Origin of the sequence: Candidatus Mycoplasma mahonii, assembly GCF_030550815.1 — a bacterium.
GTDB classification, from domain to species: Bacteria; Bacillota_I; Bacilli_A; order Mycoplasmatales; family Metamycoplasmataceae; genus Mycoplasma_O; species Mycoplasma_O mahonii.
On record NZ_CP114583.1, the window covers coordinates 700134 to 716882 of the forward strand.

11 protein-coding genes, 4 tRNA genes and 1 CRISPR repeat array (1 of these 16 cut by a window edge) are annotated in these 16749 nt (G+C 31.1%); of the genes, 2 read left to right on the top strand and 13 right to left on the bottom strand.

Going from position 1 to position 16749, the window contains the following annotated elements; translation table 4 throughout:
• Window positions 1-177: 177 nt before the first annotated feature.
• The 11 genes from O3I44_RS03250 to O3I44_RS03300 form a co-directional block, all read right to left on the bottom strand.
• A complete protein-coding gene (locus tag O3I44_RS03250; protein WP_303717084.1) occupies window positions 178-405 on the bottom strand; it encodes a hypothetical protein in 228 nt (75 codons plus the stop codon).
• Between the two features lie 371 nt (window positions 406-776).
• Entirely contained in the window at window positions 777-1739 is a 963-nt protein-coding gene (locus tag O3I44_RS03255) for a hypothetical protein (protein ID WP_303717085.1), read from the bottom strand.
• A complete protein-coding gene (locus O3I44_RS03260) occupies window positions 1739-5296 on the bottom strand; it encodes an ABC transporter permease (RefSeq protein ID WP_303717086.1) in 3558 nt (1185 codons plus the stop codon). Before O3I44_RS03260 ends, O3I44_RS03255 begins: the two co-directional genes overlap by 1 nt.
• Window positions 5289-6104, bottom strand: coding sequence for an ABC transporter ATP-binding protein (locus tag O3I44_RS03265; protein WP_303717087.1), 816 nt, complete (start codon window positions 6102-6104; stop codon window positions 5289-5291). The genes O3I44_RS03260 and O3I44_RS03265 overlap by 8 nt, the downstream gene beginning before the upstream one ends.
• Before the next feature lie 657 nt (window positions 6105-6761).
• Complete coding sequence (locus O3I44_RS03270; RefSeq protein WP_303717088.1) at window positions 6762-7466, bottom strand: hypothetical protein; 705 nt, start codon at window positions 7464-7466, stop codon at window positions 6762-6764.
• 108 nt (window positions 7467-7574) lie between these two features.
• Entirely contained in the window at window positions 7575-7943 is a 369-nt protein-coding gene (locus tag O3I44_RS03275) for a hypothetical protein (protein ID WP_303717089.1), read from the bottom strand.
• Between the two features lie 55 nt (window positions 7944-7998).
• Window positions 7999-8075 (bottom strand) — tRNA-Ile (locus O3I44_RS03280).
• Between the two features lie 26 nt (window positions 8076-8101).
• A tRNA-Met gene (locus tag O3I44_RS03285) sits at window positions 8102-8178 on the bottom strand.
• A 4-nt stretch (window positions 8179-8182) separates the two neighbouring features.
• A tRNA-Ala gene (locus O3I44_RS03290) sits at window positions 8183-8259 on the bottom strand.
• Window positions 8260-8262: 3 nt separating this feature from the next.
• Window positions 8263-8339: transfer RNA gene (locus O3I44_RS03295), tRNA-Pro, on the bottom strand.
• A 324-nt stretch (window positions 8340-8663) separates the two neighbouring features.
• Window positions 8664-9101, bottom strand: coding sequence for a hypothetical protein (locus O3I44_RS03300; protein ID WP_303717090.1), 438 nt, complete (start codon window positions 9099-9101; stop codon window positions 8664-8666).
• Window positions 9102-9638: 537 nt separating this feature from the next.
• Between O3I44_RS03300 and O3I44_RS03305 the strand changes: the two genes are divergently transcribed.
• Window positions 9639-10301, top strand: a complete 663-nt coding sequence (locus tag O3I44_RS03305; RefSeq protein WP_303717091.1) for a Rho termination factor N-terminal domain-containing protein — start codon at window positions 9639-9641, stop codon at window positions 10299-10301.
• A gap of 32 nt (window positions 10302-10333) precedes the next feature.
• Window positions 10334-11077 (top strand): GIY-YIG nuclease family protein, encoded by a 744-nt coding sequence (locus O3I44_RS03310; RefSeq protein ID WP_303717092.1) that lies wholly within the window; start codon window positions 10334-10336, stop codon window positions 11075-11077.
• A 13-nt stretch (window positions 11078-11090) separates the two neighbouring features.
• Here O3I44_RS03310 and O3I44_RS03315 read toward each other — a convergent pair whose 3' ends face one another.
• Both O3I44_RS03315 and O3I44_RS03320 read right to left on the bottom strand, forming a co-directional pair.
• Complete coding sequence (locus tag O3I44_RS03315) at window positions 11091-12719, bottom strand: DUF2779 domain-containing protein (RefSeq protein WP_303717093.1); 1629 nt, start codon at window positions 12717-12719, stop codon at window positions 11091-11093.
• Window positions 12712-13545: an MAGa7180 family putative nuclease gene (locus O3I44_RS03320; protein ID WP_303717094.1), complete on the bottom strand. Its 834-nt coding sequence runs from the start codon at window positions 13543-13545 to the stop codon at window positions 12712-12714. The genes O3I44_RS03315 and O3I44_RS03320 overlap by 8 nt, the downstream gene beginning before the upstream one ends.
• 74 nt (window positions 13546-13619) lie before the next feature.
• A CRISPR array of direct repeats spans window positions 13620-16749; the repeat unit is 36 nt; unit sequence GTTTAAGAATACACAAGAATGATACCACCCCAAAAC; it runs 6691 nt beyond the window's last position.

Genomic DNA, 16749 nt, shown 5'->3' on the forward strand with positions numbered 1-16749 from the left:
ATCTTGGAGTTGATATAGTTAGTTGTAATTAATTAGGTGTCCTTATTAACCCCCCTATAATCCCCCCCACTCCTAATGTATTGTCTCAACTCATAATTATCATCTCTAATGTGGATTGGGTTCTTGTATATAGGAGTTGGATAGCTTGGTATTTCATCTCTTCATATATTGGATTGTTTAAGGCCATTTAAAGGCATTCAAAGCTTGGCTAGGGTATTTCTCTTGGCCTTGCTCTCTTGAATCTTCTGGCATTGGCATTACAAAACAATTAAAATAAGTAACACTTGTTCCTGATCTTGCTCCGTATAATACTCTTCTGGCTGGAACAATATTCATTGAAGCAATTTCATCGGAAAATTCCTTGGCAAACTTTTGATTTTCATCAGCCACTAATGCATTTTTCACTCTTTTAGCAATTTGTTCATAAAATATCTCAAGCGGTTTTGAAATAACTGATTTATTTAAAGTAATGACACCATTTTTTGGTTTATAAGATGGATCAATTTGAGGAATATAGTTTTCATCAACATCTTACTGATGCTATCATGTGGTATACCCATTAACTTATCTATTGGGTAAATAAGGGGAAAAATAACCTAATTTGCTTATTTAGTTGGTCCATATGATCTTGCTTGTATGGTCTATTTGTTTCCATAATGTAACTTCTTTTTGTTTATTTATTCAATTATTATATTCACCATCTTGTTATATAAAATCATAAAATAATAATTATTTTTTGGGACATTATCGGTAAATTAATACGTCTTTTTTTCAGTTTATTTATGTTTTAAAGCATCAATGAGGAAGTACCCCTTCATTGAATCACTCCAAGCCTTGGTATAAATTGTACTTTTTTCATCATTTAGTTGGCCTTTTTTCAATGGATTAACATTGTATATAAGTTCCTTCTCATTAAATCACTTTTTAGTTAGATTTCCGGTGTGAGAAGAAACAAATGAACTTCCTTCTAATGTTTTATAAGAACTTTTATAAACTTGATCCAGGAATTCATTGATTTTATCCATAAGTGTTTTAAAACTTTTAAAACTCATTTTTGGCAAATTAACCAGCTTAGAGAGATCCAGTGCAAATGAAGGATCAATATTAAGTAGCGCTTTGACTACATCATTAGTTATTAAAATGCTACCGACACGAGCTACGCCACTAGAGTTAACGGGTTGTCCATCAGCAGAAAGGCCTTCGGCTTCAACATCGAATGACTTGGCACTAGATCTTTCGGCAGGTTTTTTTAAATTATTAAACAAGTTTATTCCTTGAATTGCTGCATCTGCTAGATCAGTTATGTCTCATCTTATTAATGTCTTCTTATTTTTATACTGAAAATTTAAGTTAATTGTTTTTGTTGTATTTTCAATATAGTCTCTCATTCCTCAGTAAGCATTTGGAACAGGGTCATCCTTTCAATATAAATCAGCTCTTTTTGCTGAAATAAGCCCTAAAACATGAGCTAAAATTAAATTTAATTCAAACTGATTATTGATCTTATCCAACATAACTGTCTGTGTACTTTCATCATAAGCAAGTTTAGATGTCAAAATATCTGGCCTTACTTCTCACTTATCTGGTTTGGCATATTTGAGGTTTGGAAATTCAGTGATAGTTTGCTTGGGATTTTTTTCTTTTTGTCATTTTGTTCAAGTTGTTGTGCATGAAACAACCATTGTTGGCACAACAACAATTGATGAAATACTACCTAATCATAATAATTTTTTATACATTATTGCTCCTTAAACGCTGCAAGAACAGTGTCGGCTTTCAATCGCATAATACTGGAAAAAGTAATTATCATAAATAGGAATAGGATTCCTATGACGGCAGCAATTGGCATTCATCAAGACATACCAAACGGAATTAATATATGACCAAAATTCATCGTAAACTCAGTCATGGCAACAAATACTCCTAAACTAATTAACGTGCCGAAAATACCAGCTAAAATAACAGGTAACAAATACATTGTTAAAAATATTTTAGATATTTCTCACTTGCGATACCCTATTGTTCATAAGGTGGCAATTTTGGTATAGTTTGCCCTTATTAATAATGATGTGATAATAATGGTAAAAATTAGTGCCATAATAATTGAGATTGATTCAATCGAAATAATCATAAATGAAATTAATTTCGATATATTGTTAAATGTATACCGATCAATTTTATCTCATGATACATCTGATATGGCTGCTACAAATGGTGTAGATGAGTATTTATCAATAAATGATGAAGAATCATTTGCAATAGTATCTGAATACTTCCAAATATCATTATTTTTAAGCATGTTACTTAGGACAGAGTTCCAAGCACCGGAAAAAGAATCCGTTCCTGGATACAAACCAGATTCAGAGTATAAAGGCAGCGTGTTAATTATGGCGGGATTTTTATTTTTAGAAAAAATACCATTAAAGCCATCAATAACATTTAATCCTAAAATGGTATTTGCCTTAGATTTTAAAGTATATATACCTGCATCATTATAGCCATTAACAATTCCACGAATGACACCTTTTACTATATGTGGGTTATGATCTTTGAAATTTCTTGTCGAGTCATTATTAATTGTAAAATCAATCGTTGATCCATTATTGAGATCATATTTCTTAGAAATATATTTATTAATTAGAAGTGGTAATTCATCAGTATTTGATTCCAATTTTTTTAACTGATCATTAATATCCACCATTTTAGTTGAGCTATCAATCCCCAAGATGGTCATTTTTTTAGAATCGATACTTGTATCTAAATACGTATATTTTTCATCTCCATAATCGATAATAACATTATTATAAGAAATGATGTAAGGACTTGCCTGTGCCTGATCACTCAAGTGATAACCGATTACTTTTTTAACTGCAATTTTCTCAGCAATTAATTTTTCATCCGGAACTTTTGTATTAGGACCGTTGATTAATTGATTAATACTTTTAGAATCTTCAATGGTCTTATTAAGTTGATTCTCTGGCATTAATTTCTTGGCTATATCCCATGGGTTAAGCCCTAAATCCCTATTTAACAATGTCTCTATTTGTAGTTTATTTTTAAGATACGTAGATGATGCTACTAAGTTATTCTGCGCGTTATCTGGTAATCCATATTCTAAATCCCCAATACTGGGTATATGCCAATGTGGTTTTAAGAGGTCAACAGAAATTGTTCCAGGGGGCCCATATGTTACTTCCATTGGAATAATATTTTCATTGACTAAATCTTTATAATTAATTGTTCCATATTGTCCACCTTCTTTAGTTGGTGAATTCAAATTAACTCGGAAAGTAAATTTTTGAACATTAGCAGTTTCATTGTATGCTAACATCCCTTTGCCAAATGAACCCATGCCAACAATGATTGCTGTAATGGAAATTGTGGAAGTAATAAAAATTAAAAATATTTTTCAAATGTTTTTTGTTGAAAGGGCAATGGCATAACGGCCAGATATACCAACAACTCTTAATTTTGAAATAATCTTTGTCAAAATGATGCTAGACGGATCATTTCTGCCTTGTAACATTTTAGGTAAAGGAAAACGTAACGAAAATATTGTTAACAAAATAATGGTTAGACCAACTAATAATAGCGGCAAGGCCACGATAACTAACAACGATGTTAGGGAAAACAAAACACCATAAGTTGGCAAAGTCCAATAATTGGAAAAAGAGTTAATGGCAATAAATTGCATTCCATGCCCAATTCCGTAAGCAATTATGGTAGAAGTGCCAATTAAAACTGTAAAAGCTATCGCTTCACTTAATCCAAGCTTTCATTTTGACATTCCTAATGAAAGTAATGTTGCAAATTGCTTTTTATTGATAGCAATAATCGCTTGCAAAACAAGAATCACAATAGATCCAACAAATACGATAAGCATAAACGTAGTCATTAATGAAACTGTTCTAATAGTATTTTTTAGTTGTTCTAAAAAGATGACACGTTCTTGCGTTAATAATAATTGATCATTACTATCATTTCAATTTGTAACAATTTTCACATTCCTTGGTCATGCAGAAGTGGGGTGATTAACAAGAGGAAGTGCTTTACCATTTGCGTCTTGGCCTCTTGCAAAATGTTCAACACTTGTCTTAATTTCAGCTTTTTTTTCTTGGGTAATATTTTTCTTAAATCTTGCAGAAATATAATTTTCTTGTTCATTAGTTCTAAAAGCATCATAAGTTCTTTGAAACCCTCTTACATTTGTGTAGACAATCGCTTGGTTAGCAGGATCCACTGTTGGATGTTGACCATCAATAATTGGATTAGCAAAATCTGGCGTTGTCCCAATGCCTATTATAATAAATGGTGTTTGATCAACTCAGATTAAGTTGTTATCGTATTGCATTTTAAGTACATTATCAGTGATAAGATTAGCCATGAATTCTGGATTTATTTTCAATATTTTTTGAAATTCAGTTGGAGAAATAGACTTTTTTTCATTTATATTAGCATAGGCCGGAGAAATAATCGCTTGATATGAAGAAGGGTCTATAATGTTTTCTGACTTATTTAAAACAGTTGTGGCAGTTACCTTGAACCCTTTTGTTGTATTGAAGGAATATTTATTTTTATCTATTCTTTTTTCTAATTGGTCTTTTAATTGTTTTGTTGTTAAAGGTTCTGTAAATAAGGATGATCCATCATTAATCACCAATTGATTTATCCCTAACACATTGTTAAATCTCACGACCTTAAAAGATTTATTACCAGATGAGATTGATATCGAGTGTGTTTCTTTTAAAAATAATTCGCTATCATATTCTTCTCTAAGAGCATCAGTAAATCTGATCGAGAGTTTTTGTTTAGCATTAAACTCTACAAGACTCTTAAAATTTAATTTACCATCTTCTATAATTTTTTTAGAATCATCATTTAGTGTAACACCATTATAGTTGAAAGATATGCTTCTTGTCTGTTGAATAATATCTTCATCATTAAAATCACCAATAGCATCTCCTACACCAAGATTTATAAAATATTCATTATCAATGCCACGACGAGCGTTTGCCTTGATGTTTTCGTCTGTTAATTCATACATGCCAGAAGTATTTGTGACGCCTTTAACTTTAAAATTAGAACCATCACTTTGCTTAAAATTTTCTTTAATAACAAAATCATGTAGTTTACCTTTATTAATAACATCATTATAAGAAGCATTAAAAGATGAGGAAGTTGATTCCAAAATGGTATAAATTGCCCCTGATAAAATAACCAAGATAATTAATAATATCGAAAAAACTTTATGTAAAAACAACCCTTTGAAAGATCTTTTTAAAAGCAATTTAAACATGTTGTACTGTAACCTTCCCATCTGAGACATTGATAATTTTATCTGCCATTTTAGTCACTTGGTTATTATGAGTCACTAGAACAATGGTGGTTTTATATTTTTTATTGATTTCTTTAAAAAGTTTCATGACTTTATCGGATGTCTTAGAGTCCAAGGCTCCCGTCGGTTCATCGGCAAAAATAATGGATGGATTTTTTGAAAGAGCTCTAATTAGTGCCACTCTTTGTAATTGTCCTCCAGATAGTTCACCAACAGAAGAATTTAACTCATCAGTAATGCCAACACGTTCAAAAAGCTCTTGCACATCAAGTCTTAAGTTCCCATCTTTTTGTAAACGTCTGCCAATTTCAACATTATCTCTTGCATTTAATTCTGATAGTAAATTGTATGATTGAAAGACAAACCCAACATAGTTTCTTCGAAATGTAGTTAGATCTGTATTAGAAAGGCATGACAAATTTGTGTTCTCCACAATAATATCGCCGCTTGTTGGGCGATCAAGAGCAGATAAAAGATTAAGTAAGGTTGTTTTTCCTGATCCAGATTGTCCCAATATTACAACAAATTCACCTTTTTTAATTTCAAAGTTAACATTATAAAGCGCTATTTTTTGAACCTTACCTTTAAGATATACCTTTGTAGCACCTTTGACATCAATGATATGACCTTCGGTGTTTTTTAATGAAGGATCACCCTTGGGTGTGTTGTTACCCATTTTAACCATTTTCGATCTTACATTCTGAGTTTTAATTTTAACCATCTTTTTCTTATCTTTATACTTTGCTTTTAACTCGTTATATTTATACATATTATCCTTTCTAATATCACCAAAATCATCGATTATTAATCTAACGTGATTATGCAAATCACATTGTAAAAAAGTTGCATTATTTAACGATTCAGTCCAATTATAATTTTCTATAATATACTTTAAAGTCTCTATTTTGCATGTAACAAATTTAATAACGACTACATAAATATCTAAGAACTAAATTTATTATTATTGGTAATTGACTATATTAAAAAATAAATTTTAAGTAATCATTTTAATACAAATGTGAATTTCTTTACTATTGACTAATAATTTCATTTATATTTGCTGGACCATTTTTAATGTATCAGTTAATGTTTTTGCTTCATCTATCACTAAAATTTTTAATTAATCTGTGCCTTTTTCGACATGATCGCTATTTTTACTTATATTTAAAAGAAGCACACTAAAAGTATCTTGTTCATTCTTTACTAAATATCTACCTTAATTATTAATGTTTTAACATATAACCTAATATGGTTTTAAGCTCTTAAGTCATTAATGTTATTAAGTGGATATGTGATATAGGATTTCATGATAGAACAAATAAATGATTTTCATGTAATCTAATTAGTTAATTTTTTATTTGAATGGTGAAATTATTGTTAATCTTAATAATTTAAGCAAGTTATTAGATTTAATTAATGATATTGATTATGATGCTTCTACTAAAGTTCACTTAGGAGTCAAATGTTCTAGGATGTATCTTACAATTTCAGTTCCGCCCATTGCATCAACACCTAGAGTCCATAAAACTCCTGTTGTCAGGGTGTGAGTCTTTTCATCTGCGGTTGCTACATTAAGAACCAATGACGAAAATTTATTATTTTTTGAAGCTGGCTCATCAGCGGTTCCAACATTTGTGAATTTCTCTATAATGCCTTTTCCAATTTCATTTATATCAGCAGATCCGTTTTTTATGAAATCAAAAAATGGTTTTTGAAGTGCAGATAATGCAGCTGAGTCTTCTTCTTCTTCTGTTGACAGCTTGGCCTTAGCTTCACTATAACCTTTTCAAGCAATCAAACCCAATTCAGCTGTGGGTCCTCTAGCGCCTCTTGCAAAACTAATAACATTTCATGATGTCTCTCAGTTTTTATAATAATTTATTAATGTCTTAAGTGATGCTTTTTGATCAGCACTGCCTGTTAATGTATCAACCTTAGCTAAAGCTTGTGCTTTGGTTAATCCTTTAGTATCATCTGCTACCAAAATAGCCAGTTGTTCATCTCCTATAGCAGCAACTTGACCAATAGTTAGATCCAATGTTGTTGGACTATCATCACCACAAGCAATAACAACGGTCATGGGAGTAATAACTACTGTTATAGCACCTAATGCCAATAATGATTTTTTCATTTTATTTCTCGTTTCTGGGCTTGACCCCATGTTTATCTTCTTAGTACTTAAAAATAAGTCGATACAAAAATATTATTGTCTTTATTTACTTTAAATCTAAACATCGGTCTAATTTCGCATCAACTCGAATTTATTACTTCTAAAGGTAATAATAAAGATGAAATTCACAAAGACATCTTTCACCCGTTCAGTTACTTTTTCAAATAAAATCAGTGTTCCAACATTTGGTAACAATAACTTAATTTGATCAACATTACCAGCAAACTCGTTGTTGATCATTTTGATCATATCTTTAATCTCACTTCTTGTTAGAACTAGACCTTCAATCTTCACAATCATTTTCAAGACCTTATATTGTCTTCATGAAGACAAGACTTTAAAGTCTTGGATACTATAAAAGTTTCTTCCTAGCAGTCAATTGACTTTTTTAGAAAGATCTTTTACATTGATAACTTTTGCTTTTTTATTTAACAACATAAAATCATTATATCAAAAATACAAAAAAGTAAGGTGTTACCTTACTTTTTTCATATGGTAGTCCCAACAGGACTTGAACCTGTGACCAACCGGTTATGAGCCGGTTGCTCTAACCAACTGAGCTATGGGACCATGGTGCCTTGGCGGCATTAGCCAAATGGTGGCTCCAAAGAGAATCGAACTCTTGACCTCGCGGGTATGAACCGCGTGCTCTAACCAACTGAGCTACAGAGCCATAATGGTGGAGAGGATGGGGATCGAACCCACTACCCCCTGCGTGCAAGGCAGGTGCTCTAGCCAGGTGAGCTACCCCCCCAAATGGTGAAGAAGATAGGATTTGAACCTACGACCACTACGTCCCAAACGTAGCGCTCTACCAAGCTGAGCTACTTCTCCAAGTAATTTGCTAAAAAATTATATCAAAAAGTATCAAGAGTAAAGTATTTATTTGCTACACCTTCATTCCCATCCTTAATTACACAAGATTTTATCTCTTAAATTTATAGCTTCAATAGATATTTAGTTTTTAATAATTGGTGACAGTAATAACTATTAACAAATCGCTCTGTTCCTTTAGTATTCTTTGAGTTAATTTATTCACATATCAACCTTTTGTTCATACCATTTTAATTGGACAACATATTGTTTCTATGAATTATTTTGTCATGAATAATATGGATATAAAGCAAAGATTTTATCAATGATGAAATCTTTAGATAATTATTCTTGTTTATCATTAATTTTAAATTTAGTATGTTTTATGATGGCATTATTAAATTTAATTTGTTTTTTGTTTACTTCCCTTTGTTCTTTGTTTACTCCCCTTTGTTCTTTGTTTACTACCCTTTGTTCTTTCATAAATTCAAAGACAGCATCATTGAAAATACCCTGATTATCAATAAACACACTTGTCTTCTCCATAAAAGCTCTTACTTCTTTTTCAAATGTTGGACTCACAGGTCACCTCCTAGTCTTATATGGAATAATATAGATTCCATTATCTTTGCAAAATTTATTTGTCACATCATGAACTGACTTAAACCATAATCTAATGATTCCGCTTTTTAGTTCTCTAGCGATAATTTCCTTTTTATTGAGATGCTTTATCAATGCTAAGATCTTCTTTTCATTCATTAAGACATCGCTATAATTATACATTTGAAAATTATTTTTTCCAGATCCAATTTACATAATTTCATATTTGCTTTATTTTCAATCATATTTATAACCTTTCTAAGTGAGTAAAATATTTTTCTACTCACTTATATATGTAGTAAAAAAACATCAATTCTTAAAAAACTCTAAATATTTTACAAAAAGACTATAACTAGCGATAACTATTTATTAGTAAAAAACGATCCTCATTAGGATCTACGATAACTATATAATTATGTTATTAATTTCATAAAATTAAAAAATTTACCCAAAATAAAGTCATATACTTATCTTTTCCATTCAAGAGGAAGATGGTAAAGTCATAAACCATAATCAGATTGCAGACATTTTTTCACAATACCTCCTTAGTTTAGCAGTTGGTTGCCCTATCTTATTATCAGAAATTATACTTTATGATCATTTAATGGCATAACCGATTATTATTTCCACCACAAAATCAGAAAGATATTCTCTTGGGTGATAGCTGAACATATAAATATACATGTAAATAAAACATGTGAAATACAATATAATCTTTTTATGGCAAACAAGAGAAATTCACTTAATAATTTAAGTTTGGAAGAATTAAAAAAAGTGGCAGAACAATTTTCCATATATAAATATGATAATTTAAATAAAGAAGCGTTGATTGACCAAATACTTTTAGTATCAGGACATAAAATTAAAAAGGCAAAGCAGCCAAAACCAAAGATGATGACCACAGATATTATTAATCTAATAATAATGACTGCACTAATATCTGCATTATTTTTAATGACTATTTCAACATTTTTTACAAATACATATTTTAAAAATAAACTATTTGATACTTCCACAATTAATGGCAATGGTTATTTTGGGATTATATTAAATTTATTTGGGGTATTATGATCTGTTTATATTTATATATGATGATGAAAAAGAAGGGTGTTTTCTGCATGAATGTTTATCTTTATAATTTTAAATATCGGTTGATATATATATTTTATCATTAATTATGTTGACAATATGAATGCCATTAGACACCTTATATCAGTGTACGAGACAACAAGTAATACAAGTACATTATTTTTTAAAGAATTAAAACATAATTTTAATATATACCAAATCCTGTTCTGAATATGATCCGGAACAATATTTGCGTGTTTGCTAATATTCTTATCAGCATTTAGTTTTAAATATTTATATTATTGAAAAAGATAGTAAGAATTATTAATATATGATATAAATTAATAATGGTTATATTAATATTAATTGGTGTGTTTATAATTATTGTAGGAGTAATTGGTTTACTTATTGGTTTACTTATTTTTAATTCATCATATCTTCGTCCTGTGTGTTACAAATGTAAAAAACCGGTTTCTGCAATAGGAGATATATATTTTAAGGGAACAGGAAAAATAACTTCTCGAAGAAGTAAATGTTTGATACATCAAACACCCGGATATGATGTGCAAATAGATATAAGTGAAAAACATTATATTTGAATGAATAAAAATGTTTTAAATGATATAGAAAGAAAGAAACTGGAATCTCAAAAAAAATTCACAAAAGAAATTAAAATTGATAATCTTTTAACGAAAAAATGTATATTCAATTCAGAATCAAAAAAAATAGAATATAAAATAAATATTTTTAAAAATGAGAAGTGAGATTCGCACTATCAGTCTGGGATTTATATGATGCAATTAAAATCTACAAAGCAAATCTATGTAGGACAAAGCAAAAATGTGATCAAAAGACTAAAAGAGCATTTTCAAGAAAGTTCGTCGCATTTTAACTCTAAAAATAGTAAAAATAGATCAGATTACATTGTAAAAACACTCATAAATTGCTCTGTTGAAAAATTAAATTTTTTTGAGGTATATTTCATACAAAAGTATGGTTCCTTTGAAATTGGCTTTAACAAAAATAGAGGTAATATAAATAAATTGACAAACGAGGAAAAGCAGACCCTCAGATTGATTAATAATACATAAATAAATCTTCCACTTAATCCATCAATAACAAAGCAAAGTCATAAACCATAATCATAGCGCGGACATCATTTTCGCAATATTTTCTTAATTTTGTCACTTCTTGTTTTCACTTATTTTCACCAATAATCCCTAGTGCTCTTTCAATGGCTAAGTTCATGGCCATCATCCCATTTTGAACATCTAGTTCTTTATAAGGAACTATTACTCTTGGCAACTCGATATGATTTGCTGTAATATGTTTTTCAACATTCTTAATTGATGAACGAGCCTTTTGATCATGCAAGATAATTCCAGGTTCAGCATCTTTTTTGGAAATCACAAAGATGTCATAAAGATCAACTGTATGATTAATGATCCATTCATACATTGATCTCGCTGTTGCTGCTTGAGGATGATCTGCTTTATCCATGTATTTAACTATTTCTTTGATTCTAGTATTTTCATAAGTTTTGTTATAAACAACATAACAATCAACTTTATTGGCATAAACAGTTTTAACAACATCAAATAAGTCTTCAAGTGTTAAAGTCCTAGGATCAACTACTTTGTTTTCTTTTCTCACTTCCACATTATCGATGGTCTCAATGATTGAGACTTGAAAAGGGACTTGTGAATTAGGAGCAATATTGTCTAAAGGGGCAAATGGTAATGAATATCCTTCAAAATCATATCAAAGGACGTGTGTTGCTTGGATGATAGGATCAATTGTTTTACGTACTATTTCTTCATTATAAACACTAGCCTTCTTGGCTTTTTTGATATCATCTCATAAAGATGAATCAATGGTATCGTCATTAGCTAATGATTTCTTTTTAATCAAATTACCATTAACTCCCGCATAAGGATGTTTCAAAACTTCTAACAACTCAACCCATTGATTGTTATCACCAAAAGACGTTGTATCAAGCTCCAAGTTTTCAGAAAAGACTTTAGTATCTTTAGCTTCTTTAATTTTTTTAATAGCAAAATCAATATCTGGAAAAATTGTGTTTTTATCTACTTGTCTAGAAATTACCACAGGCAAAATAAGTTTAGCTTTTTCATTACCGTTTTTATCTATTTCTCCAGGGGCAAAACCGCCTTTTTGGGAATGAATTTTATTAACAGCAATTAAATCAATTTCATTTTTTTTATAATCTTTATCCACTGGTAAAAATAATTGATAATCATGAACGATATTATACTTTGCAGTGATGGAATAATTTCAAAAAGCTTTCATAAAATCAGCTCTTTTGGTTTTTTTGGAATATTTAATATCAACAATGATCTTTGATTTAGTATCATAAGCAAAAGGTTGAGCCACGGCTCCATCGTGTTCAAAGACCGGTCGTAAAATTAGTTTGCCTGAATCGAGATATTTTTTTGTTTCGATAATCTTATCTTCGACTGATTTAGCTGATAAAATAATTATTTCATTATCTTTAATAAGCTTATTCATAAGTCACTTATCAAATAAGCTATATGTTCTTGCCATAATTTGACTAGTTGGATCAATATCTAAAGAATCGGTTAAATCCTCAAAACTAAAACCTGTTGCTGATTCTTCAACATCGATAGCATCATCTAATTTATGCCAAATAAAAAATGGTTGAGCTGTTAAATATTTTCTAAATTGGGCATATTTAATATACTCATTACTCATGAGGAATTTTGCCTTGTTGTATTCATTTGTTTTGTAGTTCTAATCATTCATCAACATTTTTACATTGTAAATATTCAATTTGTTCTTTATCAAGAATGGGATCTCATTCTGGAGATATCCCAGACTTTGTATATTCATAATATCATGTCTTGATCTTTTTAATATCATCTTCTACTTGGTTATTATCGATTTTAAATTTTCATAATTTGGTTTTTCGCTGAACAATATCATAATCCTCAGGATGAGCATAATCTTCTTCTTCTAAGAAAGTTGCTACAATGACATATTCTTTTAATCCCATTAAATATGTATATAGTTGCGATTGTTTATGATAAGCAACAGGAATTCCCCATTTTTTTCATTTATCAAAGTTTTTAGCGCCCGTAGTTTTAACTTCTATAACAATTCCATCAGCCTCAAGTAATCCATCCGGTAGACCGCCCACAACATCGTCTTTGCCTTTGAAATAATCATAGTTATACTCTTTTGCAGGAAAACCTTTAACTGGTTTGCTTAATTTATTCGAGATTAAATCAAGTACTTTAGGCTCAATGGCGATCCCGGCATCAACATATTTGCGATCAAGAATTGGGACACCAACTCAAGACATACGGCAAAAAGCTTGGAATCTTGATTTGTAATTATCGACTAATAAAACATCACCAACTGATGATCCTCCAATTTTTTTAAATCCAAGCCCTAGCGAACCGCCTCATAGTCCTTTATTTAATAATTGGCCATGAAAATTATTCTTCAAGGTGATCTTTTTTGTCTCAGGATCAATTGTGTAGTGTTGTTCATTATAAAAGTGTCTCTTAATGCTCATAACAATATTATACATTCTATTATCTATGACACAAAAAATATAAAATAATTATTTATGGCAAAAATAGGTAATAAGTTTAAGAATACACTAGAATGATACCACCCTAAAACTGAAATATGATATTTCTTTATTTTGATTTTGTTTAAGAATACACAAGAATGATACCACCCCAAAACTTAGTAAATAGAAAATCGCAGATAAATTGAGTTTAAGAATACACAAGAATGATACCACCCCAAAACTTTGGAATTATTTCTATTTTGACGCCTAAGTTTAAGAATACACAAGAATGATACCACCCCAAAACAAACATCTCTAAGTCAAATATCATATTAGCGTTTAAGAATACACAAGAATGATACCACCCCAAAACGACATAGAACTCATTGGCAAGGCGTTCCCCGTTTAAGAATACACAAGAATGATACCACCCCAAAACCCTTGTACCATAATAGTTTGGAAATAATTTGTTTAAGAATACACAAGAATGATACCACCCCAAAACGCCAAAATCTTCAAGCCCATAATCACTAACGTTTAAGAATACACAAGAATGATACCACCCCAAAACCAAATGGAAGATGGAGCTAAAGGTTATGGAGTTTAAGAATACACAAGAATGATACCACCCCAAAACGCTATGGTATTTGCAATTAAGGTTGATCCGGTTTAAGAATACACAAGAATGATACCACCCCAAAACGCTATGGTATTTGCAATTAAGGTTGATCCGGTTTAAGAATACACAAGAATGATACCACCCCAAAACTGGTAAAGCATCAATTGTAATGTTTCAACTGTTTAAGAATACACAAGAATGATACCACCCCAAAACTTAATAGCCAATGGAATATTTTTTACATTAGTTTAAGAATACACAAGAATGATACCACCCCAAAACAACACATTGCGAAGATTTTATTAAAGAAACGTTTAAGAATACACAAGAATGATACCACCCCAAAACTTGCTTCAATCAATGGAGCTAATTGAGTTAGTTTAAGAATACACAAGAATGATACCACCCCAAAACGTTATGCACTTCTTTAAGGGGAAGCGGCGCGTTTAAGAATACACAAGAATGATACCACCCCAAAACTGGGCGAACTTTCAAACTTCCTGGGTTTGAGTTTAAGAATACACAAGAATGATACCACCCCAAAACTCATAATGTAGCGAGCGACGTACGATGCGGGTTTAAGAATACACAAGAATGATACCACCCCAAAACATTTGCTCCCAAGTTGAAAACTTAATAGGCGTTTAAGAATACACAAGAATGATACCACCCCAAAACTTGTAAATGAAATTGGAATAGTTCCTTTTTTGTTTAAGAATACACAAGAATGATACCACCCCAAAACCAAATGGAAGATGATTCTAAAGGTTATGGAGTTTAAGAATACACAAGAATGATACCACCCCAAAACTTGTTCCTAACAGATTACTATGGAACAGATGTTTAAGAATACACAAGAATGATACCACCCCAAAACTTAGGGCGTTTTCATTGCGTAGTACTATTCGTTTAAGAATACACAAGAATGATACCACCCCAAAACATGATTTGGAAGAAGATTTGGAAGAAGCTAGTTTAAGAATACACAAGAATGATACCACCCCAAAACGCGTGAGCGTTTAAAGCTTTTTGTATTTTTGTTTAAGAATACACAAGAATGATACCACCCCAAAACTTGCCGATGTCAATTATGAGGCCGCATCTGTTTAAGAATACACAAGAATGATACCACCCCAAAACTGGTTAAAATTACGGTTGAATGTAGACCTAGTTTAAGAATACACAAGAATGATACCACCCCAAAACCCATTATATGATCTCAATGGTTATATGACAGTTTAAGAATACACAAGAATGATACCACCCCAAAACTCTTTGTTGTAATTCAAAATCCATAATCAGTTTAAGAATACACAAGAATGATACCACCCCAAAACCCAAAACCGATAGACATTCCAGGAGTGCTAGTTTAAGAATACACAAGAATGATACCACCCCAAAACTGATTTCATATAGGTTTTATTCTTAGCTCTGTTTAAGAATACACAAGAATGATACCACCCCAAAACTGGGAGCGCTGAGGTAAAGTAATCTTTATAGTTTAAGAATACACAAGAATGATACCACCCCAAAACCCAAAACCGATAGACATTCCAGGAGTGCTAGTTTAAGAATACACAAGAATGATACCACCCCAAAACTTTCTAAATCTTTTCACTTCTTTTTTACTTGTTTAAGAATACACAAGAATGATACCACCCCAAAACCAAATGGAAGATGATTCTAAAGGTTATGGAGTTTAAGAATACACAAGAATGATACCACCCCAAAACTTGTTCCTAACAGATTACTATGGAACAGATGTTTAAGAATACACAAGAATGATACCACCCCAAAACATGATTTGGAAGAAGATTTGGAAGAAGATTTGGAAGAAGCTAGTTTAAGAATACACAAGAATGATACCACCCCAAAACTCTGGTAGTATAAAAGTCAGCGGCTAAACGGTTTAAGAATACACAAGAATGATACCACCCCAAAACTATCATTTTGATTGTAGAATAGTCGATAGCGTTTAAGAATACACAAGAATGATACCACCCCAAAACTCATTTCTTGCTCCTTTTTGGCAGTTCTATGTTTAAGAATACACAAGAATGATACCACCCCAAAACGGAACTTGTTCGTTCATTATCGGAGTATGAGTTTAAGAATACACAAGAATGATACCACCCCAAAACTGATTAAAATTCCTATTGAACGTCGACCTTGTTTAAGAATACACAAGAATGATACCACCCCAAAACTTTGTCGTTCAAGTTTTGCCAGCAAAATTTGTTTAAGAATACACAAGAATGATACCACCCCAAAACTTAAACCCTTTAAGTTCCCTAAACTTTTAGGTTTAAGAATACACAAGAATGATACCACCCCAAAACGGTATTTCCGGTTAATGAGTACGCGGATAAGTTTAAGAATACACAAGAATGATACCACCCCAAAACTTAATATATTGACATTTACCATTTTTAATAGTTTAAGAATACACAAGAATGATACCACCCCAAAACTAGCCAATTGCTATCCCTTCTGGTTGAGATGTTTAAGAATACACAAGAATGATACCACCCCAAAACTGAAAGTACCTAAGGGTGGATGAGGGAGTTGTTTAAGAATACACAAGA